This window comes from Streptomyces sp. NPDC025651 (assembly GCF_055558735.1).
The window spans coordinates 112,351-138,026 of record NZ_JBVHLZ010000010.1; the positions used below are offsets into that span (position 1 = coordinate 112,351).

At 70.3% G+C, this 25,676-nt stretch carries 32 protein-coding genes, 1 tRNA gene and 2 pseudogenes; 28 read left to right on the forward strand and 7 right to left on the reverse strand.

Going from position 1 to position 25,676, the window contains the following annotated elements:
* Nucleotides 1-125: 125 nt before the first annotated feature.
* The 3 genes from ACZ4D5_RS31110 to ACZ4D5_RS31120 form a co-directional block, all read right to left on the reverse strand.
* Nucleotides 126-2,096 (reverse strand): transglycosylase domain-containing protein, encoded by a 1,971-nt coding sequence (locus ACZ4D5_RS31110; protein WP_467775784.1) that lies wholly within the window; start codon nucleotides 2,094-2,096, stop codon nucleotides 126-128.
* Between the two features lie 87 nt (nucleotides 2,097-2,183).
* Complete coding sequence (gene snpA / locus ACZ4D5_RS31115; RefSeq protein ID WP_467775785.1) at nucleotides 2,184-2,870, reverse strand: snapalysin; 687 nt, start codon at nucleotides 2,868-2,870, stop codon at nucleotides 2,184-2,186.
* Nucleotides 2,871-3,026: 156 nt separating this feature from the next.
* Complete coding sequence (locus ACZ4D5_RS31120) at nucleotides 3,027-4,262, reverse strand: MFS transporter (protein WP_467775786.1); 1,236 nt, start codon at nucleotides 4,260-4,262, stop codon at nucleotides 3,027-3,029.
* Between the two features lie 318 nt (nucleotides 4,263-4,580).
* Here ACZ4D5_RS31120 and ACZ4D5_RS31125 point away from each other — a divergent pair, with 318 nt between their 5' ends.
* Nucleotides 4,581-5,366 (forward strand): IclR family transcriptional regulator, encoded by a 786-nt coding sequence (locus tag ACZ4D5_RS31125; RefSeq protein WP_467775787.1) that lies wholly within the window; start codon nucleotides 4,581-4,583, stop codon nucleotides 5,364-5,366.
* Nucleotides 5,367-5,487: 121 nt separating this feature from the next.
* Entirely contained in the window at nucleotides 5,488-5,931 is a 444-nt protein-coding gene (locus ACZ4D5_RS31130) for a PPOX class F420-dependent oxidoreductase (RefSeq protein ID WP_467775788.1), read from the forward strand.
* A gap of 17 nt (nucleotides 5,932-5,948) precedes the next feature.
* Here the strand turns inward: ACZ4D5_RS31130 and ACZ4D5_RS31135 are convergent, their stop codons facing one another.
* Nucleotides 5,949-7,256, reverse strand: a complete 1,308-nt coding sequence (locus tag ACZ4D5_RS31135) for a cytochrome P450 (RefSeq protein WP_467775789.1) — start codon at nucleotides 7,254-7,256, stop codon at nucleotides 5,949-5,951.
* Nucleotides 7,257-7,668: 412 nt separating this feature from the next.
* Here ACZ4D5_RS31135 and ACZ4D5_RS31140 point away from each other — a divergent pair, with 412 nt between their 5' ends.
* From ACZ4D5_RS31140 to ACZ4D5_RS31190, 11 genes are all read left to right on the forward strand, one after another.
* The gene (locus tag ACZ4D5_RS31140) at nucleotides 7,669-7,836 is read left to right on the forward strand and encodes a hypothetical protein (protein ID WP_467775790.1); all 168 of its coding nucleotides are present in this window, start codon (nucleotides 7,669-7,671) and stop codon (nucleotides 7,834-7,836) included.
* Between the two features lie 169 nt (nucleotides 7,837-8,005).
* Complete coding sequence (locus ACZ4D5_RS31145; protein ID WP_467775791.1) at nucleotides 8,006-8,986, forward strand: methyltransferase; 981 nt, start codon at nucleotides 8,006-8,008, stop codon at nucleotides 8,984-8,986.
* A complete protein-coding gene (locus ACZ4D5_RS31150) occupies nucleotides 8,983-9,942 on the forward strand; it encodes a phosphotransferase family protein (RefSeq protein ID WP_467775792.1) in 960 nt (319 codons plus the stop codon). Before ACZ4D5_RS31145 ends, ACZ4D5_RS31150 begins: the two co-directional genes overlap by 4 nt.
* On the forward strand, nucleotides 9,939-10,802 hold the full coding sequence (locus ACZ4D5_RS31155) for a T3SS effector HopA1 family protein (protein WP_467775793.1): 864 nt from the start codon (nucleotides 9,939-9,941) through the stop codon (nucleotides 10,800-10,802). Before ACZ4D5_RS31150 ends, ACZ4D5_RS31155 begins: the two co-directional genes overlap by 4 nt.
* Entirely contained in the window at nucleotides 10,799-11,401 is a 603-nt protein-coding gene (locus ACZ4D5_RS31160) for a flavoprotein (protein WP_467775794.1), read from the forward strand. The genes ACZ4D5_RS31155 and ACZ4D5_RS31160 overlap by 4 nt, the downstream gene beginning before the upstream one ends.
* The gene (locus tag ACZ4D5_RS31165; protein WP_467775795.1) at nucleotides 11,398-11,877 is read left to right on the forward strand and encodes an ester cyclase; all 480 of its coding nucleotides are present in this window, start codon (nucleotides 11,398-11,400) and stop codon (nucleotides 11,875-11,877) included. The genes ACZ4D5_RS31160 and ACZ4D5_RS31165 overlap by 4 nt, the downstream gene beginning before the upstream one ends.
* Entirely contained in the window at nucleotides 11,874-12,305 is a 432-nt protein-coding gene (locus ACZ4D5_RS31170; protein ID WP_467775796.1) for an ester cyclase, read from the forward strand. Before ACZ4D5_RS31165 ends, ACZ4D5_RS31170 begins: the two co-directional genes overlap by 4 nt.
* Before the next feature lie 44 nt (nucleotides 12,306-12,349).
* Nucleotides 12,350-14,149, forward strand: coding sequence for an ABC transporter ATP-binding protein (locus ACZ4D5_RS31175; protein WP_467775797.1), 1,800 nt, complete (start codon nucleotides 12,350-12,352; stop codon nucleotides 14,147-14,149).
* 96 nt (nucleotides 14,150-14,245) lie between these two features.
* Nucleotides 14,246-14,941, forward strand: a complete 696-nt coding sequence (locus tag ACZ4D5_RS31180; protein ID WP_467775798.1) for an AfsR/SARP family transcriptional regulator — start codon at nucleotides 14,246-14,248, stop codon at nucleotides 14,939-14,941.
* Between the two features lie 204 nt (nucleotides 14,942-15,145).
* Entirely contained in the window at nucleotides 15,146-15,316 is a 171-nt protein-coding gene (locus tag ACZ4D5_RS31185; RefSeq protein WP_467775799.1) for a hypothetical protein, read from the forward strand.
* A gap of 564 nt (nucleotides 15,317-15,880) precedes the next feature.
* The gene (locus tag ACZ4D5_RS31190) at nucleotides 15,881-16,186 is read left to right on the forward strand and encodes a hypothetical protein (protein ID WP_467775800.1); all 306 of its coding nucleotides are present in this window, start codon (nucleotides 15,881-15,883) and stop codon (nucleotides 16,184-16,186) included.
* On the opposite strand, the gene ACZ4D5_RS31195 is transcribed toward ACZ4D5_RS31190, so the two are convergent.
* A complete protein-coding gene (locus ACZ4D5_RS31195) occupies nucleotides 16,183-16,878 on the reverse strand; it encodes a hypothetical protein (protein WP_467775801.1) in 696 nt (231 codons plus the stop codon). The two genes, ACZ4D5_RS31190 and ACZ4D5_RS31195, sit on opposite strands and share 4 nt — an antisense overlap.
* A 333-nt stretch (nucleotides 16,879-17,211) precedes the next feature.
* Between ACZ4D5_RS31195 and ACZ4D5_RS31200 the strand changes: the two genes are divergently transcribed.
* The 14 genes and pseudogenes from ACZ4D5_RS31200 (at nucleotide 17,212) to ACZ4D5_RS31265 (ending at nucleotide 23,873) form a co-directional block, all read left to right on the forward strand.
* A complete protein-coding gene (locus tag ACZ4D5_RS31200; RefSeq protein ID WP_467775802.1) occupies nucleotides 17,212-17,658 on the forward strand; it encodes a hypothetical protein in 447 nt (148 codons plus the stop codon).
* Nucleotides 17,655-18,176, forward strand: a complete 522-nt coding sequence (locus tag ACZ4D5_RS31205; protein WP_467775803.1) for a hypothetical protein — start codon at nucleotides 17,655-17,657, stop codon at nucleotides 18,174-18,176. The genes ACZ4D5_RS31200 and ACZ4D5_RS31205 overlap by 4 nt, the downstream gene beginning before the upstream one ends.
* 8 nt (nucleotides 18,177-18,184) lie before the next feature.
* Nucleotides 18,185-18,661: a hypothetical protein gene (locus tag ACZ4D5_RS31210; protein ID WP_467775804.1), complete on the forward strand. Its 477-nt coding sequence runs from the start codon at nucleotides 18,185-18,187 to the stop codon at nucleotides 18,659-18,661.
* A gap of 84 nt (nucleotides 18,662-18,745) precedes the next feature.
* Nucleotides 18,746-18,925, forward strand: a complete 180-nt coding sequence (locus tag ACZ4D5_RS31215) for a hypothetical protein (protein ID WP_467775805.1) — start codon at nucleotides 18,746-18,748, stop codon at nucleotides 18,923-18,925.
* Between the two features lie 44 nt (nucleotides 18,926-18,969).
* A pseudogene (locus ACZ4D5_RS31220) lies at nucleotides 18,970-19,622 on the forward strand (N-acetylmuramoyl-L-alanine amidase); the annotation flags it as partial.
* A 68-nt stretch (nucleotides 19,623-19,690) separates the two neighbouring features.
* Complete coding sequence (locus ACZ4D5_RS31225) at nucleotides 19,691-19,945, forward strand: holin (RefSeq protein ID WP_467775806.1); 255 nt, start codon at nucleotides 19,691-19,693, stop codon at nucleotides 19,943-19,945.
* Between the two features lie 14 nt (nucleotides 19,946-19,959).
* A complete protein-coding gene (locus tag ACZ4D5_RS31230; RefSeq protein WP_467775807.1) occupies nucleotides 19,960-20,253 on the forward strand; it encodes a hypothetical protein in 294 nt (97 codons plus the stop codon).
* Between the two features lie 157 nt (nucleotides 20,254-20,410).
* Nucleotides 20,411-20,689: a hypothetical protein gene (locus ACZ4D5_RS31235; protein ID WP_467775808.1), complete on the forward strand. Its 279-nt coding sequence runs from the start codon at nucleotides 20,411-20,413 to the stop codon at nucleotides 20,687-20,689.
* 120 nt (nucleotides 20,690-20,809) lie between these two features.
* The gene (locus ACZ4D5_RS31240) at nucleotides 20,810-21,538 is read left to right on the forward strand and encodes a DUF6879 family protein (RefSeq protein WP_467775809.1); all 729 of its coding nucleotides are present in this window, start codon (nucleotides 20,810-20,812) and stop codon (nucleotides 21,536-21,538) included.
* Nucleotides 21,539-21,554: 16 nt separating this feature from the next.
* Nucleotides 21,555-22,391: a helix-turn-helix domain-containing protein gene (locus ACZ4D5_RS31245; RefSeq protein WP_467775810.1), complete on the forward strand. Its 837-nt coding sequence runs from the start codon at nucleotides 21,555-21,557 to the stop codon at nucleotides 22,389-22,391.
* A gap of 87 nt (nucleotides 22,392-22,478) precedes the next feature.
* Entirely contained in the window at nucleotides 22,479-22,940 is a 462-nt protein-coding gene (locus ACZ4D5_RS31250; protein WP_467775811.1) for a hypothetical protein, read from the forward strand.
* Entirely contained in the window at nucleotides 22,937-23,425 is a 489-nt protein-coding gene (locus ACZ4D5_RS31255; protein ID WP_467775812.1) for a hypothetical protein, read from the forward strand. Before ACZ4D5_RS31250 ends, ACZ4D5_RS31255 begins: the two co-directional genes overlap by 4 nt.
* Nucleotides 23,422-23,616 carry a hypothetical protein gene (locus ACZ4D5_RS31260; protein ID WP_467775813.1) on the forward strand — a complete coding sequence of 65 codons (195 nt, stop codon included), beginning with the start codon at nucleotides 23,422-23,424 and terminating at the stop codon, nucleotides 23,614-23,616. The genes ACZ4D5_RS31255 and ACZ4D5_RS31260 overlap by 4 nt, the downstream gene beginning before the upstream one ends.
* Nucleotides 23,613-23,873 carry a hypothetical protein gene (locus ACZ4D5_RS31265; RefSeq protein ID WP_467775814.1) on the forward strand — a complete coding sequence of 87 codons (261 nt, stop codon included), beginning with the start codon at nucleotides 23,613-23,615 and terminating at the stop codon, nucleotides 23,871-23,873. The genes ACZ4D5_RS31260 and ACZ4D5_RS31265 overlap by 4 nt, the downstream gene beginning before the upstream one ends.
* Before the next feature lie 527 nt (nucleotides 23,874-24,400).
* On the opposite strand, the gene ACZ4D5_RS31270 is transcribed toward ACZ4D5_RS31265, so the two are convergent.
* Together ACZ4D5_RS31270 and ACZ4D5_RS31275 are read right to left on the reverse strand one after the other, a co-directional pair.
* Nucleotides 24,401-24,476 (reverse strand) — tRNA-Arg (locus tag ACZ4D5_RS31270).
* 100 nt (nucleotides 24,477-24,576) lie between these two features.
* Nucleotides 24,577-24,993, reverse strand: coding sequence for an organic hydroperoxide resistance protein (locus tag ACZ4D5_RS31275; protein WP_467775815.1), 417 nt, complete (start codon nucleotides 24,991-24,993; stop codon nucleotides 24,577-24,579).
* A gap of 132 nt (nucleotides 24,994-25,125) precedes the next feature.
* On the opposite strand from ACZ4D5_RS31275, the pseudogene ACZ4D5_RS31280 reads away from it, so the two are divergent.
* Nucleotides 25,126-25,581: pseudogene (locus ACZ4D5_RS31280) on the forward strand (MarR family winged helix-turn-helix transcriptional regulator); the annotation flags it as partial.
* Nucleotides 25,582-25,676 lie beyond the last annotated feature (95 nt).

Consider the following 25,676-nt stretch of genomic DNA (forward strand, 5'->3'; position numbering starts at 1 on the left):
CCCCGGCGCGCGGGCTCCACCCGGACCCCGGCGCCCGAGCCCTGCCCCTGCCCCTGCGCCCGCGCGCGGGCGGCGAACGCGTCGACGGAGTCCGCCCCAGGGGCAAGGCCGACGCCGGACGCCCGCTAGCCGCGGTACTCCTGCCAGATCCGCGGCGGGAGGACGTTCCCGCGCTGCGACCCGCTTCCGCCGACCCCCGACATCGGAAGGAGCCGCGGCTTGTCGGGTGCCACCCGGAACATGGTCACCGCCGTCGACAGTTCCTTCGTGTACGCCGTGAACCAGGCCGACCTGAGGCGGTCCTGGTCGCCGGTGCGGCCCACCGCGACATCCACGCCGACGCGTTTGCCGCCCGCGCGCAGGGCGTTCGTGACCTCCTGCGCGACCTGCGGGTCCATCGCGCGCCGTGCCGCGGGCGGGGCGAGGCCGGGCAGGTTCTCGCCGTCCTTGACGACCTTCGTCACCGAGTAGGGGTCGCGCCGCACACCGTCGCTCGCGAAGGTGCCGTACGCGGTGGCCATGCGGATGGCGCTGGGCGTCGAGGTGCCGACGGAGAACGTCGGCTCCAGGCGGGCCATGCTCTGGCGCAGCAGCCCCGCGGCCACGGCCGTCCTGCGGACCTTGTCCCTGCCGACGTCCTTGCCCAGGCGTACGTAGGTCGCGTTGCCGCCGGACACCAGGGCCTCGGCGAGCGTGGGGTGGTCGGGGTCGGGGGCGCCGTCGGACAGCCGCAGGGTGCCGTCGGCCGCGTAGGCGCTGTCGGCGAGGACGCTCTGGCGCAGACCGGGCGCGCGGTCCTTGAAGCGGGCCTCGACGAAGGGCTGTTGCCGTACGGAGACGCCGTGCTCCAGCGCCGCCGCCAGGACGAACGGCTTGAACGCCGAGCCCACCGGGACCCCCGAGGTGTCGGCGTTGTTGGTGAAGTGCTCGGTGGCGTCGGGCCCCCCGTACAGCGCCACGACCGCCCCGTCCAGGGGGCGCACGGACGCGGCGCCGACCTGCACGTGCCGGTCGGCGGCCCGCTTCTCCGGGTCGAGGTCGCGGTCGACGACGCGCCGCACGGCGCGCTCCAGGCGGCGCACCCGCCCCCGGTCGAAGGTGGTGTGGATCCGGTATCCGCCGCGCGCCAGCTCCTCGTCGGTGAGGCCCGTGTGCAGCTTGACGTACCGGTTGGCGACGTCGACGAGGTAGCCGGTCTGGCCGCCGAGGCTGGTGGAGCGCGACTGCTTGCGCGGCTCGGGGAAGACCCGGTACTTCGCCCGCTCCTTCCTCGACATCAGGCCCACCTCGACCTGCCGGTCCAGGATCCACGCCCAGCGGTCGCGCGCCCGCTCGTGGTTGGCGGCGCTGATCGACGGGTCGTACTGCTCGGACCCCTTCAACACCGCGGCGAGCAGCGCGCCTTGGCTGGGGTTCAGCTTCTTGGCGGGGATGCCGTAGTAGGCGTGGGCGGCGGCCTCGATGCCGTTGGCGCCGCGCCCGAACCAGCTGGTGTTGAGGTACCCCTTCAGGATCTCGTCCTTGCTCTTCACGCGGTCCACCTTCAGCGCGATGACGAACTCCTTCACCTTCCGCGTGACGGTCTGGTCCTGCGAGAGGTAGGTGTTCTTCACGTACTGCTGGGTGATGGTGGAGCCGCCCTGTGTCTCCTGGCCGCGGGCCATGTTCACCGCGGCGCGGGCCAGGCCCGTGGGGGAGACCCCGGAGTCCTCGTAGAACGTCTCGTTCTCGGCGGCGATCACCGCGTGCACGGCGGACGGCGCGATCTGGTCGAGCTCCACGTTCTGCCGGTTGACCTCGCCGGTGCTCACCATCTGGGTGCCGTCCGACCAGTAGTAGACGTTGGCCTCGCGGCGCGCCGACGCGTTCTCGTCGGGGATGTCCACACTGACGTACACACAGATGAAGAGCACCGCGACGGCGGTGACGAACAGACCGGCCGAGGCCAGGAGTTGGCGCCACGACGGGAGCCAGCGGCGGACGCCCTCGCGGCCGGAGCGCGGATAGTCGACGAACCGGCGCCGGCCGCGGCGGCGTGACCTCTTCCCCTGAGGGGTGCGCTTCCCCTGACGGGTCCCAACAGCATGTGTCCCCATGCCGGGGGAGAGGGCGCCGCGCACGGCCGGGTTGGCCTGAAGCCTGTTTGCGGTACGTAACAGTCCGCTCGGCCGGTGACCGGGTGGCTAACGGACCTTCGTCAGCGCGCCCTTGTCCTGGAGGTGGGAGATGCCCGCGGCCCAGATGCTGTTGACCCGCTGGCGCTCCTGGGCGTTGGGGTAGGCGTTGGTGCAGGACGGGCCGGGGCCGCCGCCCGACATCAGTTCGCTGCACGGGCCCCGGTAGTTGTCGGGCAGACCGAGGACGTGACCGGTCTCGTGGGACGTCACACGCGTGGAGTTGTACTGCTGGTTCTGCCGGTAGTCCAGGAAGATGTAGCCGTGGCCGCGCCCGTCGGTGTAGGCGTACGAACCGCGGCTGTCATTGCCCTCGCGGTAGTAGAAGTCGCCGGTCGACGTGGTCTCCTGCAGCCGCACGTTGCTGACCGAGGAGTTCCATATCTGCGTGCTCTGGGCTATCTGGCTGCGGAAGCTGGGCGCCCGGCTGGTGTTGTAGGTGACGGTGACGGCCTGGATGCCCGGCTTCGCCGCCTGCTTCTTGAGCGCCGACTTCATGACGGCCTCGAAGAACTGCCGGTTGGCGGCCTGCTCCTCGGCGGAACCCGCGTACGACGACGTGGCGTACGCGGACGCGGGCTTGGCGGAGTCGAGCGCAGGGGCGGGGGCCGCGAGCGCCGTGGGGGCGGCGGCCAGCGAGGCCACGAGAGCGGTCGCGCCGAGAGCGGCGGCGAGGCTGGTTCTGGATCTCTTCATGGGGGTGTGTCCCTTCCGGGATGGAGGCCTGCGGGTGCGGCCTCCGGTCGGGACGAGTATCGGGAGAACGGGGCTCGTTCGAGCCGATGCCATTCGGTGATAGCGCGACGGCATCGAACTTCGCAAAGCCCGTGCCGCGGGGGCCGGTCGGCCGGGCTAGGGCAGCCGGTTGATCCGGTGGACGTCGCGTACGCAGAGGTTGAGCGCGCTGGCGGCCACGATGATCCCCGCACAGACCAGGAGCACGGACCGGTCGCCGAACGCGGGTGAGACGAGCGCGACGACGAGATAGCCGAGTGGGATCGCGAGCCGCTCGCCGACCTGGTTGAAGGAGCTCATGCGCCCCAACTCGCCCTCGGGTATGTGCTGCTGGAAGGCAGTGACCCACGTGACGCCCGCGATGTCCAGCGTGATGCCCGCGAGGGCGGCGCACAGAAGCAGCCAGGGCAGCGGCAGTTCGAACGCGAGAGCGGCCGGCGGCAGGGCGAGCCCCGTGCCGGCGACCACGGCGACGGCGAGCAGGCGGCGGGGCTTCCACCGCAGGCACACCAGGGTGCCCGCGAGCAGCCCCAGCGAGAACGCGCCCTGGACGAGACCCCAGGTGCGGGCCCCCTCGTACCGCGCCTCCGCGACGACGGGACCGAGGAGTTGGTAGCCCGCGAGGAAGGCGGCGACGAGCACCGTGCCCGCGGCCGTGTACGTCCACAGCCAGGTCCGTGACCAGAACCCCGTCCAGCCCGCCCGCAGATCGGCGAGCGCGCCGCTCGTGGGGGCCGGGGCGCCGAGCCGCAGGCCGAGCAGGAGCAGGGCGGCGGCGACGAACGTGAGCGCGTCGAGGCCGAGCGCCCACGCCGGGCCGCCGAACGCGACGATCAGGCCGCCGGCCACGGGGCCGACCACCTTGACCGCGTTGGTGGGCAGCCGCAGCAGCGCGTTGGCCTGCTGCAGCCGGTCCGGCGCGACGAGTTGGGTGACCACGCCCTGGGCGGCGGGCGTGGTGAAGGCCACCGCGACGCCGGAGACGAAGCCGCAGGCGGCGATCGAGCCGGTGTTCGCGTGCCCGGTGGCCACCACCAGGGCGAGGGCGCCCTGCGCGGCCGCGGCGAGCAGGTTGCCGGAGAACAGCAGGCGGCTGCGGGAGATCCGGTCGGCGAGGACGCCTCCGGCGAGCAGGAACACCACGGTCGGCACGGTGTTGGTGGCGAGTACGACCCCGAGCGCCCCGGCCCCGCCGCCCGCGCCGATCACCGCGTACGCGAGGGCGAGCGGTGCCATCGCGGAGCCGGTGGCGGAGATGAGCTGGGCGAGGGCGAAGCGGCGGAAGGCGGGGACGCGGAGGGGGGAGGGGGAGGGGGTGGTGGCCGTGTCCGTGGCGGTGCCCGCGGTGGTCATGCTCCCCCTGGTGCTGTTGTGGCTCGGCCCGGCGGAAGCATAGAGGGCTGCCGAAGGGGGTCGGTCAGGGGGTGAGCCGGCCCGGGGGCGAGGCGGTCGGGGGGTGAGCCGACGGGCTGCGGGTAGGGATGGGCAAGAGCGTGTGGCACATGCCAGCAGCACAGCTGAAACTGCCACGGTAACCGCTAACAGTCCTGACCGGATCTTTTCCGGCAAATCGCCTCATGTCCTGGCCACGCCCTCACACAATTCTTGGAATGCACCATTCCGCGCCGGGCGCTCAGCGCGCGAACCGGCGCGCCCACCGGGAGTTGAGACATGACCGACAGCACTGCCGCCGAACGGGGCCAGGACCGGACACCCACCCTCATCGGCTCGGTCCGGCGTGCGATGCGCCTGCTGGAGGCGGTGTCGGAGCACGACAACGGCGCGACGGCGAAGCGCCTGGCCAGGGCCGCCGGGCTGCCGCTGGCGACCACGTACCACCTGCTGCGTACGCTCGTGCACGACGGCTATCTGATCCGGGACAGTGGTCTGTACGCGATCGGGGAGTCGACCAGGCGTCTGACGGAACCGTCCACCGAGCAGACGGCACGGGCCGAACTGGCCGACTGGCTCGGCAGGCTCCGCGACGACCTGGGCGCCGCGGTCTACTACGCGCTCTACGAGGACGGCGAGGTCAACGTCGTCCTGTCCGCCGCGGGCCCGCGGACCCCCGCGGTCGAGGAGTGGGCCGAGTTCCGCCGCACGGCGCACGCGCACGCGGTCGGCCAGTGCCTGCTCGCCCAGCTCGACGACAAGGGGCGCCGCGACCACCTCGCGCGCCACGCGGTGGAACCGCTCACCCCCTACACCGTCCAGGACGAACGGGCCCTGCTGCGCAGGCTCGCCCGCATGGACCGCGGCCGCCCGGTCCACGAACAGCGCCAGTACGCCCCGGACACGGTCTGCGCGGCGGTCCCCATCACGGCGGGCACGGTGCCCTCGGCCCTGGCGATCTCCCTCCCCGCGGAACGGGCGGACGAACTGCGGCCGTTGGCGAGCACGCTGCAGCGCAAGGTGGAGGGGACGCTGACGTCGCTGGCGTTCAGCGTGCGGCGGTGAGGGAGTGCCGGGCGGGGCGGTGGTGAGGGAGTGCCGGGCGGGACAGCGGTGAGGGAATGCCGGGCGGGGCGGCGCTGTTTGAGAGGCCGTCAGCCCCGTCCCGCTCCCCGGAGGCCCGCCCATGAGCGCCCCTGCCACCCCGTCGCCCTTCGACCCGCGCACGCTCCTCGCGGAGAGCCGGCTCGGCGTCCTCGCCACGATCAAGGCGGACGGCCGCCCCCAGCTCTCGCCCGTCATGCCCTACTACGACCACGAGTCGGGAGTCCTCTACGTGTCGATGACCGAGGGCCGGGCCAAGACGGCGAACCTGCGCCGCGACCCGCGGGCCACCCTGGAGGTCACCTCCCCGGACGGCCGCTCCTGGGCCACGGCCGAGGGCACGGCGACCCTCACGGGCCCGGGCACCGATCCGCACGGCCCCGAGGTGGAGGCCCTGGTGACGTACTACCGCACCGCGGCGGGCGAACACCCGGACTGGGACGAGTACCGCGCGGTGATGGTGTCGGACCGCAGGGTGCTCATGGCCATGACGGTCGACCACGTGTACGGCGAGAAGCTCGGCTGACCGTCACCGGCTGATGGTCACCGGTCTCCCCGAGGGCTGAGGTTCATGAGGATGTCCTTCTCGGCCCAGAGGACGAACCGTTCGACGGGTACGACGTCGTGCCCGGGGACGGGCCGGAAGCGGAAGCGCTTGAGCAGGACGGCCAGCACGAGCAGGGCCTCGACCGTGGCGAGCGAGGCCCCTTCGCAGCTGCGCGGCCCGAACCCGAAGGGGACGTGGGCGAGCCGGTGCCGCTTCGCGACGGCCTCCGGAGCGAACCGCTCGGGATCGAACCGCAGGGGCTCGGGCCAGTGCTCCGGGTTCCTGTGCACGGCCCAGAAGGGGCAGAAGACCGTGACCCCGGCGGGAACCTCGTACTCACCGAGCACCAGGGGCCCGGTGGTCTCGCGCGCGCCGTAGGGGCCGGGCGGATAGAGCCGCATGGACTCTTTCAAGACCATGTCGAGACAGGGGAGTCGACGCAGATCGCGGTACGCGGGAGCGTCACGCGGCCCCACCACGCGGTCGAGCTCGTCGCGGGCCCGCTCGGCGACATCGGGGTGCAGCCCCAGCAGGTACAGGGCCCAGGAGACGGCCACACCGGTCGTGTGATGGGCGGCGAGCATCGTCACCATGACGGTGTCCCGGATCCGGGCGGGCCGCTCCCCGGCCTCGACGAGGGCCCCGATCAGATCGCTCTTGCCGGTGCGGGCCCCGTCCCGGTGCGAGGCGACGACGCGGTCGACGGTGGCGCGCAGGAAGCGAAGGGCTTCCTCGGCGCGCGGGGTGGCCCCTTGCGGCCCGCGCCCCAGATGCTCGCCGAGCACGACCTCGAAGGCCTCGACGACGCGCTCGGCATCGACGAGACCATCGCTCGAACCTCCCAGGGCGAACGCGCAGATCATCCGCAAGGAGAGGGAGGTGAGCCCCTTCTGCAGGGCCACGGGCCCGGCGGCGCTGTCCCGCTCCCACCGGTCGGCGAGTTCGAGGGCGAGTCCGACGAACGCGTCGAAGTGCCGCTCGTGGGCGGGCCGCCCGGCAAGGACGTCCAGCAACAGCCGCCGCCAGGACGGATGTTCGCTCGCGTCCAGGACCTGCAGGTTCTGGTCCTCGCACAACGGCGCGAGAAAGGCGAAGAGCTCGTCGGGCCGCTTGTCGATGGGGGCGACGCCCTCCAGCAGCCCGGGATCGGAGACGGAGACGGCGACGCCCGCCCCGGGAAGCTCGAACTGCACGACGGGTCCGAACTGTTCGTGCAGCCACAACTGGTAGAGGTGCAACCCCCCGGCTTCGGAGACGGCCCCCACACCACCGTCCCCCCGGGGCACGGGCCCAGGAATCCGCATGCCGACCCTCCTCTCCACCGACGCCCCCACCCTCTCGCGCGCTCCGTGGCAACGCCGGGTCCTGCGGCTGCTTTCGGCCAGTGAGCTGTGCGCGCTCATGGGCGCCGGCCGCCATTTCTGTCAAATTCCTTCAGGGGATGGGGAGTTCGGGTTCTTGGCAGTCCGGATTGTCGGCTGAATGGTGAGGTAAAGGGAAGGTAAAGACTCCTGCGGCAAAGTGGAATTAATGGTTCAGTCCAATTTCGCCATTACGGATGACCTGTGCGTGTGACGGTTCTGAGACGCCTGAGCAGCACGATAAGGGCAGTGCTGCGACGGCGAGTTGATTGGCTTCCTCTCGTGCCTTCAAGGCATCCGTGCCGTTCCATCACGGAATCCGGCGCGGCCCTCTGAAGAAAGGAAGGAAGGGACCATGAACGCTCAGGTAGAGGTCACCAACCTGGAAGCTCTCTTCGGCGACATGGAGGAGCAGCTCGCCGTCGTGAGCGAGCCGGTCACCGAGGGCGTCGAGGGCCCGGTCATGACGACCACCCCGTGCCTGACCACGGCCGGTCGCATCTCGATCGTCCGCAAGTGCTGACCGATTACTCGGCGCACTGAGTGATACCAGTCGGCCGGGCCCCTGTACCGGGCCCGGCCGACTCGTGGACAACATACGCAGCCGGTGCCCTGTGCCCGCAGGCGGAACCCGGTAGGGGAAGGGGAAACACGTCGTGTCAGTTGAGGCGAGCAGCGATCAGCTGCTGAAGATGGCAGATCTCATCACCCCCATGGCCTTGCGCGTGGCCGCCACGCTCCGCCTGGCCGACCACATCGCCGCGGGGACCGACACCGCCCCCGAACTCGCCCGCGTCACCGGGACCGTCGAGCGTCCCCTGGAGAAGGTCCTGAAGCACCTCGCCGCCCTCGGCGTCGTCCGCCACGACCAGGGCCGGTACGCGCTGACCGAGCTGGCCGCACCGCTGCTCGCCGAGCACGACGCGCTGGGCGTCCGCCCCTTCCTCGACCTCGACCACGTCTCGGGCCGTACCGAGCTGGCCATCACCCACCTGCTGCACACGGTGCGCACCGGGCAGGCCGCCTACGAAGCCCAGGGGCGCACGCTGTGGCAGGAGATCGACGAGGCCTCCGTGCCGGTGGAGGGGCTCGAGGCCTTCGAGCGCAACACGGCCGGTTTCGACGCCGACCTCGTCATCGAGGGCTTCGACTGGTCCGCCGTACGCAGCGTGATCGACGTGGGCGGCAACAGCGGAGCCGTCCTCCAGGCGATCCTCGGCACCCACGAGCACCTGCGCGGAACGCTCCTCGACCTGCCCAAGTTCGCCGACATGGCGGAGCGGAACCTGCGCAAGGCGGGGCTCACCGAGCGCTCGTCGGTGGTCGGCGCCAGTTTCTTCGACCCGCTGCCCGCGGGCCACGACGTCTACCTCCTGTCGGCGATCCTCGCGGACTGGGACGACGAGCAGGCCGTCCGGATCCTGACGAACTGCGCCACCGCGGCCGGCCCCGACGGCCGTGTCCTGCTGGCCGAGGTGCACATGAGCGCCCCCGGCGTGGGCGACGAGGCCGAGCAGACCCTGGCGGCCCTGTGGATCGAGGCGAACATGGGGCACCCGGACCGCACCGTCGACGACCTGATCGCCCTCGGCAAGAGGGCCGGACTCGAGGTGGCCGCGGAGCCGCGGGCGTCCGAGACGCGCTCCGTGATCGAGTTCAGGGCCGCCCGTTGAGCGGTGACATGCTCGGCGGCCGGCCTCATGTGCGGCGCGGCGTGGAATCGGGTGTGGACGTGGTGGTCAAACACCGCAGGACCTTCGAGGAGGGCGCGCGCTGCGGCCTGTTCGTCGAGGCCGCCCTCCAGACCGCGGCCGCCGCGGTCTATCCGGCCGGGGACGCGGTGCCGGTGACGGCGCCGCTGTCCTGCACCGCCGAGCGCCTCACCCTGGCCGCCCACGCGGAGCAGACCCTGGACCAGCTCCTCGACTCCCCGGGCGCGCTCCACCTCGCGGCCGAGGCGACGGGACGCGCCCTCGGGACGCTGCACGGGCAGGACGTATCCGGGGCCGAGTGGTCCTGGCTGCCGCAGGCCTCGGGGGAGCATCCGCCGCTGGAGCCGATCCCCGTCAAGCGCCTGGGCGACCTGGCCGCGGGAGCGGTGGAGCTCGCCGCGCACATCCACCGCCAGGGCTTCGAGGCGCTCCTCTCCGGCACGCTCGACTCCCCCGACGCGGGGCGGGTGTTCCTGCACGGCGACCTGAAGTACGACAACGTCCTCGCGAGCAGCGACGGAAAGGTCGTACGGCTGATCGACTGGGAGTGCGCGGGATGGGGCATGCCCGAGCGCGATCTCGGCGCCCTGGGCGCCTCCCTCCTCACCGAGACGATACGGCGGGCCGCGGTCCAGGAGACCCGGGGCGGCGCGCACGAAGCACTGGGACGCATCGACGAGCAGACGGAGAAGGCCTGGTCGGCGATTGCCGCCTTCCTGACCGCCTACCGCGCCACTCCGTCCGCCCCGGCCCCGGACGGGCGCCGCCTGATCGACATGACCGCCTACGGACTCCTGTGCCGTGCCCTGTCCTATGCGCAGACCACGTTCGAGTACGACCGTCTGCCCAAGCTTCTCGTCGCGGTCGCCGCCAACATGCTCAAGCGGCCCGACGCCTTCCTCGGGAGGTTCTCATGACGGCCCCCGTCATCACCCGGATCCTGGACGCCCCCGACCTGCTCGACGAACTCTCGGCCAAGGACGAGCCGGAGGCGCGGGCCGAGATATACCGCCGCTTCCACCTCGCGGGCCGGGTCCCGCCGGACGCGGAGGCCGACAGGACCGACGACGCCGCCCTGCTGCGCACCGCGCGCGAGCGCCTGGCCGACCGCCGTCGCCCGTCCGACGGCTGGGTCCACCAGGAGGCGCTCGCCGACGGGACCTGGGTCCTGCGGCGCGCCGACGGCCTGACCGTGGCCGCGGAGGCCACCGACATCGCCGAGGTGCGCGCACCGGAGGTGACCCTGCGCCTGCCGAGCCTCGAACTGGGCGCCATGAACGGCTGGGTCTGGTACCACGGCCGCGCCCGCGCCGCGGACGGCGAGGACCTGACCGCCCGCATCTACGTGGCCCTGGGCGGCGAGGAGCGAGGGCAGTGGTGGAGCACGCTGGTGCTCCGGCTCGACGAGCAGGGGCACGTCTTCTCCTCGAAGATCATCCGGCGGTCGGGCGAGCGCCGGCGGCCCGACGGGGTCGTGCTGTACTGCCTGCCGTCCGACCTCCCCGTCCTCCTCGCGGCGATCGCCGACGTGGTGCCGGCCGACGAACTGGGCGATGCCACGGCCGGGTTCGCCGTCGCCGTCTCGGGCGGCGTCAGCGTGGCGATCCCGCAGGAGGACGAGGACCCGAACGCGAGCATGGGCATGAACCGCGCCGCGTCGATCGTGCGGGCCCTCGCCGACGGACACCGCGGCGCCCGCGCGCTCGCCGAGGTGACACACATCCTGGACCTGCAGGACAGACAGGTCGCCGCCCTCGTCAAGGGCGACGAGCGATGACCGGGGACAGCCGCCCCCGCCGCCTGCTGTACGTCGTCACCGGAGGCATCTCCGCGGCGGACACCCCGATGTGGACCACGATCCTGCGCGAGCACTTCCGCGCCGAGGTGCGCGTCCTGCTCACCCACCAGGCGTCGACGCTGGTGTCCGCCAAGGCGCTCGGCGTCATCAGCGGACACCCTGTGCACGGTCCGGACTGGGACCCGGACCAGAGCGGCGGAGCGGAACACGTCCGGCTCGCGGAGTGGTGCGACACGGTCCTGGTGCTCCCGGCGACCCTCAGCTTCTGCGCCAAGATCGCCGCCGGGATCTCCGACAGCCTCGCCGCAGCCGTGGTCCTGAGCACGTCGGCCCCCGTCGTCATGGCGCCCTCCCTGCCGAGCGGCGCGTTCCACAAACCCGCCGCGCGAAGGGTCCTTGAGACCCTCCACGCCGACGGCCACGTCGTCGCCCCGCCCGGCAAGGCGCTCAGCGTGACCACGGGACAGGAGGAGGACGGCGGGCAGGCGCCGATGGAGACCGTGCTCGAACTCCTGGCCCGCCACGGGCTCGGCGGCCCGCCCCACCACAGCACCAGCGGATCGGAAGGAAAACCATGACGCACGCCAATGCCCGGTTGATCCATGACTACGCCGAGACCATCTGGGACCGGGGGGACATCGACCAACTGGACAGATTCATGGCGCCGGACGTCCGTATGGAGGGTCTCGGCGGGGAGCCGCCCCTGATCGGGCTCGACAAACTCAAGCAGGAGACCGCCCGTTGGCGGCAGATGTACTCCGTCGTCAAGATGCACGTTCTGGCCACCGTCTCCGAGGACGACCACGTCGCCTGGCACTGGAATCTCACGGGGACCATCGCCGACGTCCAGATGCTCATGCCGAACATGCGGGAGCTGGCGCGGGAAATCCCGCAGATCGCCGAGATCTCCGTGGTGGGCATGACGATCAGCACCATCCGCGACGGCCGCATCGTCAAGGAAGTGACGCAGAGCGACGTGGCCGAGTTCCTGAAGCAACTCGGTTACCCGGCCCCGCAGATGCCGCAGCTTCCGCAGGACGGGGGCCAGAATTGAGCCCCGCGGCCGACGCCGTGCGCAAGGTGGTCCACGACTACGCGCAGCGGGTGTGGAACGACCACGACGTGTCGGTGGTGGGTGAATACGCTCCGGACGTCACGGAGTTGGGCGACGGCGGAACCGTCACCGAGGCCACGCGCGAGGAACTCATGGAGCGCGTCGCCGAGGTCCTCCGCATCATGCCCGACCACCACATCGAGGTGGGACAGATCGTCGTCGAGGGCGAACAGGTCATCTGGGGATGGCATCTGACCGGAACGCTGCACAACGAACGCGGCGCGTTTCCCGTGGACGCCAAGGGACTCACCTACTGGCGGGTGCGTGACGGAAAGATCGTCTTCCGCGACGGCATCATGGATCTCATGACCTGGGCCTGGCAGATCAGGGTCATCGATCGACGCATCCGTCTCCTCATGCCCATATGACAGGGTGGGGAAAGAACGGCCAACTGGGGGAGGACCAAGAGAAAGTGACGACGACGACCGCCGACAACGCCGGGTTGGAACGCACCGGACCGAGAACCCTGCTCCGTCTGGCACGCCCCTTTCGCAAAGCCATCGTCATCGGCGTCCTGCTCGGCCTGGCCGGTTCCCTGGGCGCCCTCGCCCAGCCGCTGGCCGCCCGCACCATCCTCAGCGCCGTCGCCGACGGCGACGGCCTGCTCGTACCCCTGCTGGTCCTCATCGGCCTCGTCGCCGCGGGTGCCGCCATGTCCGGCCTCCAGCTGTACATCCTGGAGCGCGCGGGGGAACGCATGGTCCTGGGGCTGCGCCGGCGCCTCGTCCAGCGCCTCCTGCACCTCAAGGTCGTCGAGTACGACCGCAGACAGACCGGCGACCTGCTGTCCAAGGCGGGCTCGGACACCACGCTGCTGCGGTCGGTCCTGACCGCGAACGTCCTGGACGCCCTGCCCGGCGTCGTGACGGTGGTGGGCGCGGTCGCCCTCATGATCTATCTCGACTGGATCCTGCTGCTCGTCGTCCTGGCCGTCCTGGCCACGGTCATGCTCGTCATCGTTCCGGTCCTCGGCCGCATCAAGGACTCGACGCACGCGGCCCAGGAGCACGTGGGCCTCATGTCCGCCTCCCTCGAACGCGCCCTGGGCGCCATCCGCACCGTCAAGGCGGGAGGCATGCAGGACACCGAGGCGGACAGGATCGGCGACCACGCCCGGCGCGCGTACGACGCGGGTGTGCGCACCGTGAAGCTCGACGCGTTCGTCAGCGTGGGCACCGCGCTCGCGATGCAGCTGTCGTTCCTCGTCGTCCTGGGAGTGGGGGGATACCGCGTCGCCAGTGGCTCGCTGCCGGCGGCCGACCTGATCGCCTTCCTGCTGTACGTGATGTATCTGAGCTCGCCCCTCATGGTGATCACCGCCGCCGTGTCCCAGCTGCAGAAGGCCTTCGCGGCCGCGGCCCGGATCATGGAAGCGGACGCCATGGAGACCGAGTTCGCGGACGTCGTCACCGTCGCCGCCACGGGAGCCGTGACCGAGCGCCCCGCGCGACGGGCCCCGGAGCCCACGGTGCGTCCGCCGGGCGTGGAGTTCGAGGACGTCACCTTCACCTACCGCACCGCGGAGCCGGTGCTCTCCGAGGTGTCCTTCAGGATCGAGCCCGGGACCAGGACGGCGATCGTCGGTCCGTCCGGCGTGGGCAAGACCACGATCCTGAGCCTCCTCGAGCGCTTCTACGACCCGACCGGGGGCCGCATCCTCCTCGACGGCCGCGATCTCACGACCCTTCCGCTGAACGAGCTCCGCGGCCGGATCGGGTACGTGGAACAGGCCGCCCCGGTTCTCGCCGGAACCCTCCGCGAGAACCTCCTCTACGGCACCTACGGCGACGTCCCGGAGGACGAACTGCAGTCGGTCCTCCACCGGGTCCGCCTCGACCGCGTGGTCGCAGGCCTTCCGAACGGCCTGGACACACCGGTGGGCGAGCGCGGCTCACAGCTCTCGGGAGGGGAGCGCCAGCGCGTCGCCGCCGCCCGTCTTCTCCTGCGCCGCCCGGGGCTCGTCCTCCTGGACGAGGCCACCTCGCAGCTTGACTCGCTGAACGAGCAGGCGGTGCACGAAGCCCTCGACGAGGTGGCGGGGAAGGCCACGACCGTGGTGGTGGCGCACCGCCTCGCGACCGTTCTCACGGCGGACAAGATCATCGTTCTCGAGGGCGGGACAGTACGGTCGACGGGCACCCATGACGAACTCATGGATGCCGACGGCTTCTACCGGGACCTTTCCCGGGGGCAGCTCCTCAAACAGGCGTGAGTGCCCTGTCGTCGACATGAAGAAAAGAACGGGGGGCGCACCTTTCTCCCGTTACCAGCAACAAACGCGGGGGGACGCGTGGCTTACGTACAACTCATGCCGAGTTTTCAGTGCACCTCGAATACGGCGCCCGAACTCGTATCCGATCTGCCGCGCACGGCGATCATTCTGATCGCCCTTGCGCGGCAGCCCTTGCCTCGCGTCGAGCTCGCGGCGCGACTGTGGCCCGATGTCCCCGAGGGGCCGCGGCTCAAGCGGCTGCGGAATCTCCTCTGGCGCATCAACCACATGTTCCGGAGCGGCCCCGTGCTCAAGCTCGCGCAGGGCCGCGTCAGTCTCATCCAGAACGAAGGCGGCGTGGACTACAACGCCGCCTGGGACACCGCAAGCGCCATCCTCCGCCAGACCCTGTCGAAGCAGGAGATCGCCGAGTCGCCGGCCGAGCGCTGGGAACCGCTCAAGACCCCGGTGCTGCTCGGCGAGGTGTCGGACGAGGCGCACGAAGTCCAGGAGGAGTGGAATCGGATCCGCGTTCTCGCGCTCGATTCCCTGGCCGCGGTGCTCCTTTCCGCCGACCGTCCGCTGATGGCCATAGAAATGGCGACCGCGGCGACCAAGGTCGACCACCTCCTCGAATCGCCGTACCGGACCATGACCGCGGCTTTCCTCCAGCGCAACGACAACGCGACCGCCTGGCGCGTCTACCAGGACTACGCGAAATTGGCCGACACGGAACTCGGTCTCGCGCCCAGCGACGAGTACCAGGCGCTCGCGGCCCGGGTCATGGTCTGAACTCCACCGCGTCGTACCGCCGTGACCTGGCGGTACGACGCACGGACGACTTGCCCGGGGCACCGCGGGGGACACGCGGCCGACCTGCCTGAGGTGCCGCCGAGGACGCGACGCCGACGGCCGGTCGCTTGAATCGAACCGGGCTGCTTCACCGCCCCGAAAGGGGCCTGAAGCGGCCCGGCCACCGAACGAAGGGAACGACCTGTGCAGACCGTGACCGCCGAGATCACCAACCTCGAGGCTCTCCTCGGTGACATGGAGGAACAACTCGCCGCGGTGAGCGAGCCGATCGTCACCAACGACGGCAGGGAGGTCAGGACCACGGTGTGGTGCGTGACTCCCGCGACGCGCATCTCTCTCGTACGCAAGTGCTGAACGCCTGACGTCGCCTGACGGGGGCGGACCCGACGCCACCGCAGCGCGGCACCGAGGCACACCCAAGGGCCCGCGACTCATCGGTCGCGGGTCTTTGCCGTGGGGCACGCGGCTCGCTCACCCTTCGGACGCCCGTCTTCGTGCCCCGTGTGAACGAAACGCAGCCATGTGCCGTCTGCACACACTGCCGGTGGCCGGCATTCCGCTGTGGGATGGCAGGTGCCCCACCACCTCGGCGCGGTGCCCGGACCTCCGCCCGCGCCGAGGCCGCCGCCTGCCCCTCCAGCCTCCCGGATCCGGGCGACGGCCGCCCGGCCCCGCGACGGAGACGTCTGCCGCGGGGCCGGGGGCATTCGGCGCGCCTCTGGCGTCGCTCACGACGCCCATCGGGAAAGGACGCGACGACGGTGCAGGAGGTGTACGAGGTCGCCCGAGTCCGGTCGCACACGACCGGCGGACGAGCTAGGCACGCACCTGATTCGGGAGGACGCTGGGCACGGTGAGGCCGGCCCCGGCTGCGTAAGCTCCCCTCTACCAGTCCCGGGACGTGCGCTACAACCAGGGGTGTCCCGGTACGCGGATCCGCCCACCGAGATCCGGCAGGTGCCCGTCGAGGCATACACGCTGCCGCTGGTCACCTACCGGGCGCTGCTCGCCGCGGACGTGTCCACCGTGCTGGACCTCACCGGCCTGCCCGACCAGGCGCCGGCCCCGGCCGTCACGGTCACCGTCGAGGGCTACGCCGAGACGATCACCCGCAACCGGCACCTGCTCAACTTCCACACTGCGCGGGCGCAGACCGACACCGTGTGGGGCCTCGACGACCCCGTCTACTCGGTGCTCGGTTCCACCACCCGCCTCGCCTACTAGGAGGTTGCGCCGATGGCCGCGAGCGCTTCGACTTCCCGTTCGGAGAACTCGCGGTGGGCTTCGGCGATCTTCTGAAGAATGCCGTCCATGCCGTGGTCGCCGTTGAACGCGGTCATCGCGTCCAACGCAGCCTTCGAGGTATCGGCGTACTGCTGCTCCAGCTTCGCCGTTTCCTCCTGCGGCGTCGGCGGACTGGCCTGCCGAGCCTTCTCCAGGTCATAGCGCAGATTGGCCACCTGCAGGCGCGTCTGGTCGATTGAACTCGCGCGGCCCCGCAGCTCCGTTATGGCCACGAGCTGTGCGTGGAGGGCGTCGTTCATGCGCTTCTTGCACTCGGCGATCTGATGGTATGCGGCCGAGAAGCCGGCGACCGCGGTGGTGTTCGCATCCGGTGCGGAACCGGCCTTCATGCTGTCCGCGACCCGACTCATGGCAGCATAGATATCCTTTTTGCCCAAAATCTTCTCTGAGCTGGTAGGAACTGCGTCGACAATTTCGAAAACCTCCTTCATCACCTTCCCCCCGGTCTCGTAGCACGACAGGTACTCCACGCATGATTTCAGCATTTCCGCGTGATCCCGGAAATGCCTGTACTGGGTTTGGGTCTCCTCGTAGCCATCGGGCAAGGGGGTGTGGATGTACTCCACCTTGTGGATCTTTCGGCTGATGTACTTTTCTGCGTGTTCGAACATTGGAAGCTCCTTCTTCTTTCACGCTCAGACCACTCACGTCGGCCACGCGGCGCTGGTCGAACGCCTCAGGTGGGCCTCGGGTGCGAGCGGAAAGGTAGGGGGGGCGGGTTCGCCACCCGCTGAGTGGATGCGCTGACGTGCGCATCCAAGTTAGATCGGGCCACGCGCCTCGGTAGCGACAAGACCGGTTTGAGCCAGGGGCCTTGGCGCAGGTGGCGCAAATTCCGATGTTCCTGACAGCGCAATTCAGAACAGCGGATCAGCCCTCCGCCCACCAGCACCTCTGCAACCGCGGGCCATCAGACCTTCACCGAAATCGCTGAGGAGGCCCTCGTGCCCATTCCCGTGCAGCGGGCGGAAACCTTCTACCTCCCCCCGCCTCAACTCCCCGCCGACGCCTGGGCGCTGGTGCCCGCGGCCGAGCGGGTGTTCCGCTGGTACGAGTACCGCGTCCAGCGCCGCGTGATCCCGCCGGACGGGTTCATCGTCGGGCAGCAGGTCTACGCCCGGATCAACCACAACCGGTGGGTGGTGGACTGCAAGTGCGGCTCGGCACAGGTGGCCACCCCGACCGACCCGCGCACCGCATGCACCGAGTGCGGGCTCGGCTGGATCACCGTGGTCTTCCCCGCGGACCCGGATGCCGTCGAGGCCAGCCCCTCCGAGCTGCTGCCCGACACCCGCAACTGGGTCCACCCCGACGACCCCGGCGAGTCCTGGCCCGTCCCGGTCCCGCCGCCCACCGCGCACGAGCCGTTCCTCGCCAAGGAGAAGCGATGACCACGACGCCCCGCACCTGGGTGGTCGGCGAGGCCGTCACCGCGGCCCTGCTCAATCAGGAGATCCGCGACCAGCTGAACTCCTTCTTCGACGCCTGGGCCACCTCCTGGACGCCGGGCTGGCTCGCCGAGGGCGGCGCCGCCCCCACCCTCGGGAACGGGACCCTGACCGGCCGGTACCTGAAAGTGGGCCGCACCGTCGACTGGGTCCTGCAGCTCACCTGGGGCTCGACCACCGCGGCCGGCGGTGGAGGGGGCGGAGAGCACTGGATGTTCGTCCTGCCCGCCGGACCCGCCACCGGGTTCAGCCAGCGCATCGCGTCGTTCGACGCCTTCGACAACTCCGCATCCCTGCACTACTCCGCGCGCGGCATCTACAACACCGGCAACGGCGGCGTCGTGAAGACGATCGTGTCCGACCGCGGCGACAACACCGGCATCTGGGACTCACAGCTGCCGTTCGTGTACGCCGCCGGAGACATCCTCTACGGCTCCGGCCGCTACGAAGCTGCCAGCTAGGAGGCGCGATGACGGTCCTCGTCTGCTCGCTCAAGAGCCAGACCCCGCAGCCCATCCCGCCCGGCGCCTACGCCGTGGTCCGCTTCCCGTTCTGCACCGCGGAGTCGTACGACGCGCACTGTATGCACCAGGTCGTGCAGCCCGGCGGGGCCCGCGTCTCCGACTGGGCGCGCGACGACCGCTCAGGTCTGATCTGGCCAGCGGCCGCGGGGTGGGGGACGCTGCACGCCCTGGTGCAGTGGGAGAGCGGGGACTACACCGAGATCCGCTCCCGGTTCGTACGCGACCCGTTGGGCCTGTCCACGGGCTACGACTCGACGTGCACTGAGGACGATGTGCCCACCGGCGGTGGACAGTTCCGCGCGAAGACGTGGGGGCTGTTCGTCGACCCCGGCACCCCGCTCGCCCTGATGGTGCGGCACGACGCCAGCGAGGCACGGCACGTCACCCTCGCCGAGCTGAAGCTCGCCATCCACCCGGCCTGACCCAAGAACTGTGCCCGAGTCGGGCACAGTTTCCTGCATGCCCCGCGCCCTCTGGCCGGGGCCTTCTTCATGTCTGGAGCCCTCATGCCCGACATCCACCCGGCGACCGCCGCCGTACTCCGGCACTTCGAGTACGCCCACCTGCCCGCGAACTTGCAGGAGGTGAGCAAGCCATTCCACGATCTCGCCCATCAGCTCGTCGAGAAGCTCTCCGGGCCCGAGGTCACGCGCGCGCTCGGCGACCTCTTCGACGCGAAGAGCTGAGCTGTCGTCGCGGCCGTGGTTCAGAGCTCGGGAGCAAACCGCTGATGGCCCCGCCGCTGTCCGCGTCCCGCTTCCTGGACGCCCTTCGCGACGAGAGCCTGGTCGTCGTGGAGGTCGGCGACTGGCGCGACCACAACCGCAACCACAAGGGCGCGTGGGGGCCGGTGCACGGGGTGGTGATCCACCACACCGTCACCCGTGGCTCGAAGGCCACCGTCGACATCTGCCGCAAGGGCTACGCCTCCCTGCCCGGACCGCTCTGCCACGGCGTCATCACCGAGGACGGTCGCATCCACCTCGTCGGGTACGGCCGCGCCAACCACGCCGGGATGGGGGACGACGACGTCCTCCAGGCCGTCATCGCCGAGAAAGCCCTGCCCCGGACAACGAGGCGAACACCGACGGCAACCGCCACTTCTACGGCTTCGAGTGCGAGAACCTCGGCGACGGCGACGACCCGTGGCCCGCCGTCCAGGTGGAGGCGATCGTGCGAGCCTCGGCCGCGATCTGCCGCGCGCACGGCTGGGGCAAGACCGGCGACACCTCCGTGATCGGCCACAGGGAGTGGCAGCCCGGCAAAGTCGACCCCCGCGGCCCCGGCATCACCATGCCCGACGTCCGCAAGCGCGTCGCCGAGCGCCTCAAGCACGCGGCCAACTGGTCGCCCGGCGGGACCAAGCCGCCGACCCCGAAGCCGCCCACCACCGACGAGCGGCTGACCGCTCTGGAGAAGCGCGTCACCGCGCTGGAGAAGAGGAACTGACCATGACCACAGGCGCATTCTGGAAAGCCACCTTCGAGCGCATGGTGCGCACCTTCGCGCAGGCCCTCCTCGGCATCGCGGGCGCCGACGGCCTCGGCCTGCTCAACACCAACTGGGCCGACTCGCTCGCCGTCGGCGGCCTGGCCGCCCTCGCCGCGCTCCTCACCGCCATCGTCACCAGCGGCGGCACCGAGGGACCCGGCATCACGGAAACCGTCGCCCGCCCGAACACCCCGCGCAGCCCGACCTCGATCTGACCTGGGAGGGACCGGTGGCTGATGAGCCGACGAACGGCGAGCTCGGGCGGCTCACCGAGTCTCTGCGCACCGACATGCGCGAGGACATGGGGCAGCTCAACGGCCGCCTGGACAAGGTCGTGCCGATGGACGTCTACACCATCGAGAAGACCCAACTCGGCGACCGTGCCACGTCCTTGGAGACCGCACGGGAGAAGGACACCGAGAAGATCACGGCAACACGCCGTTGGATGATCGGCACCGTCGTCACCGTCCTGGTCGCCGTACCGCCGTACCTGTCCGCCATGGTGAGGGGGGCCGGCGCATGAAGGGCACCCGCGCGCGACCGCGCACATGGCGCGGCGACCCCGGCCGATCCGTCACCGGCCCGCGCGGGCCCCAGGGCGAGCGCGGCGAGCCGGGACCGTCCGGACGGCCGGCCGCGACGGGAAGGACGGCTCCGCAGGCAGCAACGGCAAGGACGGCGTGGGCGAGACCGGGCCGTCCGGCGCCACGGGTGCCGACGGCGCCGCAGGGCCACCAGGCCCGCAGGGCGAGCCCGGGCCCGCCGGACCCGAGGGCCCCGCGGGCTCGGATGGCCGCGACGGGCAGAACTGCCCCGACGGCTGCTCGCTCCAGGCCCCGGCCGACGACCCTGACGCACTCGTCTGCCGCCGCGACGGCGCACCCCAACCCGAGCCGGACAACAACGAGACGAGCCCTCAGGCGGCCGCCCTCGACCCGCAGCGGCGCCAGTACACGTGACACAGCCCTCTTCTGCCTCCGGGCGGGAGGGGGCTTTTCGTCATGCCCGAGGCCCTCTTGTGCCCGCGCTTTTCAGGGCTACGGTTCGAGCGTCCGCACACCCAAAGGAGGGGGGCTGCCATGACGCGACGCCTGTGGAAGGTCGGCACAAACAGTGGCAACAACGGATGTCCGACTCTCTACGAGCTGCCGGGTACAGATCAGTACGTCGTCCAAGGCGACCGAGTCACGGACTTCGGCGAACTGGCCCAGCTCGACAACCTCACCGCCGACGAGGGCGCGGTGACAGTGCCCCGTGAACTGCTCGCGAACTTCGCCCCCAAGGAGTCTGTGCACGTGCCCCAGTTCATCACCTTCGACGAGTTCGACGGCATGTTCACCAGCCTGAAGCACTCGGCCTGGAGGCTGGAGTCCCGTCGTCGCTACGCCTCCGACGAAGCGACCGAGACGTACCAGCAGTTCGCTCGCGGTGACGCTGTGGACTGGGACCTTGATGACGCGTGGTGCACCGAACGCCGTGAGCAGGTCGCACTGGGTAAGAGGTTCGAGCGTGTCCGTATCCTCGACGAGCCGCCCACAGAGGGGCAGCGGTACCTCCTCGACAACGCCCGGCGGAACACCGCGGCAGGCGAGCGCATTCACGTCATCACCCGCAACCAGGCCTCAGAACTCAACCTGCCCGAGCTGGACTTCTGGCTTTTCGACTCGCGCGTGGTGGCCTTGCTCCACTTCGATGACGCCGACAACATGACCGGCGTCGAGCTGATCACCAACCCCGTGGACGTCGTCCGATACGCGCAGGTCCGCGAAGCTGCCGAGCACCACGCAATCCCGTACGACCAGGTGTAGCAGGTACGTTCACCATGTGAGCACCGACTACCAGCAAGGACGGACGGCCTTGGGCGCGCGGCTCCGCGAGCTGCGCGCCAGCCTCTCTCAACGGATCCTCGCTGAACGACTCGGCTGGCCCCAGTCCAAGGTGTCCAAGCTGGAAGGCGGCCGACAGACACCGACGCTGGTAGATCTTGCGGCATGGGCGCACGAGACGGGGCACCCTGCCGCTGCCGAGGAGCTCGCTGCACGACTCCAAGGGATCGAATCGCACTCGCGCTCGTGGCGGCGCCAACTGCGCGCTGGGCACAGGCCCGTTCAGGACACGCTCACTGTCGAGTACGAGCGCTCCACTGTGTTGCGCGCATGGGAAGGCGCGATGGTCGTGGGGATGCTGCAGACACCCGACTACGCGCGCCATGTCTTCGCCCGGTACGCCGAGCTCCATCAGTCCCCGAAGGACGCCGACGAGGCGGTCCGCGCCCGCATGAAGCGTCAGGAACTGCTCTACCGGCCTGGCCGTACCTTCCACATCGTCATGTGGGAGGCAGCCCTGCACGCTGGTGTCGCCCCGCGGCACGTCCTCGCTGCTCAACTCGACCGGCTCGTCGGTGCGATCGGCCTGGACACGGTGAAGCTTGGCATCGTCCCGCTGAGTGCAGACGTCGCCATTCCGCCGGCCAACGGTTTCTGGCTCTACGACGATCGGTTGGCAATCGTCGAGGACTGGCACGCCGAACTCTGGCTCGACGATTCCGACAGCATGACGCTCTACCGCAGGGTGTGGAACGCGCTGTCTGGGTCCGCCGTCTATGGCTCTCAGGCGCACCGTGTGCTGGCCCGCGCGCGGGCGCACCTGGAAGCTCCCTGAGCATCACGGCGAATCATCAGAGATCAGCTGCGAATATTCGAGAATCGCCCCCGCCTCTGATTCTCTGCCGCTCCTAACGTCCCGGACATGGCCGTATCCAAGCGCGCGACACCTGAGCCTGGCCCCGGGGACACCTGGCTCGCCAACTGCGCCCGACGTCCTGAACTCGTACACGAGGTCTGGGAGATGGACGGCCTCGCGCCGATCCACTGCACCCGCTGGCTCGCCGCCGAGGCTCAGCTCGTCACTGCCCTCCAGGCCATGAAGCGGATTCCGTCTCGCGAGCGCGGTCCTCTCCTCCTCGATCCCGGCCTCGACACCGCGTGGTGGCTCGTCCCGCTGGAGTCCGCCGAGCACCTCGGCGACGTCCGGCACGTCACCGTGCAGCCCGTCGACTGGCCGCTGCACTGCCCGCCCACATGCCGCCCGGCCGCCGGCCGCTTCTGGCTCGTGCCCCCTGACAGCTCAGGGCGGGTCACCGACCCCGTGTTCCTGGCTGCCGCGTTCGGCCCCGGCGGCCCCAGACTCCCCGCGGAGGCGTTCGGATGACCATCCCAAGAGACCAACTGTCGGCAGTGGAGAACTGGCTCGCGCACACTCAGCGGGCACCCCTGCAGGCCCGGCAGGAATGGACCGCTACCGGTGTCGCCCTGCTCCCGCTCGGCCGCCGGTTCGACGCGGTCCGTATCCCCGAGGCACTGGTGCATGCCGCTTTGGACGCGACCGAAGTGCGCACCATCGCCGAACGCCTTGCCCGGATCGTCAACGGCCCGGTGATCTTTGACGGCCGGACCATGGGCGGCACGTACTACGCCTTGACGAAGCCGTGCGCCAAGGGCAGTTGGATGCACCAGGACGCCGCTCCCCGCCTGGGCAAGGGCACCTACCTCGGCGTGCCCAAGCTCGACCGCACCGAGCCGCCTGGCACGCACTGGGTCGTACGTCCGCGGTTCGAGGGAGACCTGTGCGAGCCCTCCTCCGTGGAAGCCCTCGTCGCCATCGGGAGTGCCACCAGTCAGGGAGTGGACCTATGAACGCGCGGACTGAGTGCGCGGAGAGGCAGCGGGAGCGAGAGGCGTACAGCGACCTCCTCGCACACTTCGACGCCTGCCCCCAGTGCCAAGTCGAGAACTACTGCGACCTGGGGCAGAGAATGCGGCGCGCGCACCGGGCCGCACAGTTGGCCGCGCGCGAGGTCACCGATTCCCCGCAGGAGGACTCGTGACGGACCTGGCCAAGAGCACCCCGGTGCAGGTGCCTTGCCCGCCCTGCCTCTACGCGATCCTGACCGGGCAGGCGGACAAGCCGCACGCCTGCCAGGAGACGACCGCGATCACCGTTGACCCCACCCGTCTCCTCGTCGGCCCCGAAGCGGACTGCCTCCACCATTGCCCGATCGAGTCCGAGAGTGAGGCGCTGCAAGCGGCGCGCGCCGAGGCGCGAGCTGTGGAGGCTCGCGACGTTCCTTCGCGCCCCGTGTGAACGGAACGCGTTCACGTGCCGTCTGTACACACTCCCGTTGATGGGCGTCCCGTTGTGAGATGACGGCAGAACCTTCTACCGGTGCGTGGCCCAGACCCTGCCCGCGCCAGTGGCGTCCTCGCGCCTCTCCGTCGAGCCCTGCCGTGGTGGCATATGCGGCAGGGCTACGGGTACGGTCCAGAATAGAACGCGTGTTCACCCTTTCAGGTGATGCCCAAGCGGAGGGTGTCCTGTTGCATGTAGGTAGATCCCCCCGCCGCGAGACGTGTCGGGTCGTCCCGCTGTGGTGCCCCCCTCTGTGACGGCCCGGCACACGGCCGCCCCCGCGCTCCGCACCCAAGGAGCCGGGGGTGGTTCCTTGTTGGGGGTGACCTGCGGAAACGCGAAGATCGTTTGGGCGATATTTAGACGATGATCTTCGGTAGTGAAGGTGTGGCGAGGCTGCCTGAGGGCGTAGCCAGACTGCACACAACTAAGGCCCAGGATCGGAGACTAGCTCCGTGACCTGGGCCTTGGCCGTTCTGAACTGGTGCCCCCGGCAGGATTCGAACCTGCGACACCCGCTTTAGGAGAGCGGTGCTCTATCCCCTGAGCTACGAAGGCGTGATGGCGCGGACGGCGTGGACTGCGTCACCGCGGCCAGTGTAGCGGGTGGTCAATTCGGGGTCGGGGGCTGTTCCCCCGTTGCTCGATGGCGACGTGCCTACTCGATGACCAGGTCCACCTGGATGTTGCCGCGGGTCGCCTTCGAGTAGGGGCAGAACGCGTGGGTCTTCTTCAGGAGGGCCTCGCCCGTCTCGCCCTCCAGGTGGGAGGGGAGCTCGACGCGCATGACCACCGCCAGGCCGAAGCCGCCGTCCGTGTCGTCCTTTCCGATGCTCACCTCCGCCGTCACCGAGACGTCCGAGACGTCCAGCTTCTCCTGGCGTGCGACGTTGCTCATCGCGCTGGCGAAGCAGGCCGCGTACCCCGCGGCGAAGAGCTGCTCGGGGTTGGTGCCCTTGCCGTTGCCGCCCAGGGTCGTGGGGAGGCCGAGCGGCAGGTCGATCTGGCCGTCCGAGCTGACGGCGCGGCCCTCGCGGCCGTTCGCGGTGGCCACGGCGGTGTACAGCGCGTCCATGGGGTCCTCGTTTCGGGTTGCCTGAGACTGGGGCGTCCCCATGAGTAGAGCATGCAATTTAGTTGCGTGCAAATTAGTTGTGCGCAACTGATTGGTGTGTGACTTAGTTGGGTGCTGTTGTAGCCTGGGGAGATGGACGACATGGGTGACCTGGGCGACGAGGACTTTCTGCGGCTCGATCACCAGATCTGCTTCTCGCTGCACGCCGCCACCCGCGCCTTCAACGGCGCCTACCGCACCGTGCTCAAGGACCTGGGCCTGACCTACCCCCAGTACCTGGTGATGCTCGTGCTCTGGGAGCACGGCGAGCTGCCCGTCAAGAAGATCGGGGAGCGGCTGCGGCTGGACTCGGGCACGTTGTCGCCGCTGCTCAAGCGGCTGGAGGCGGCCGGGTACGTGGAGCGCAGGCGCAGTGTCGAGGACGAGCGGTCCGTCGCGGTGACCCTCACCGACGAGGGGCTTGCTCTGCGGGGGCGGGCGCGCGGCGTGCCTCGTGCCATCGCCGCGGCCACCGGGCTCTCCCTCGACGACGTACGAGATCTCCGGGTCCGGCTCAACGCCCTGACGGCCGCCTTGGACGGGGCCGAGGTGCGGCCGGGGGGGGGGGGGGGGGGGGGGGGGGGGGGGCGCCCCCCCCCCCCCCCCCCGGGCGGGGGGCGGGGGGGGCCCCCGCACGGCCCCGC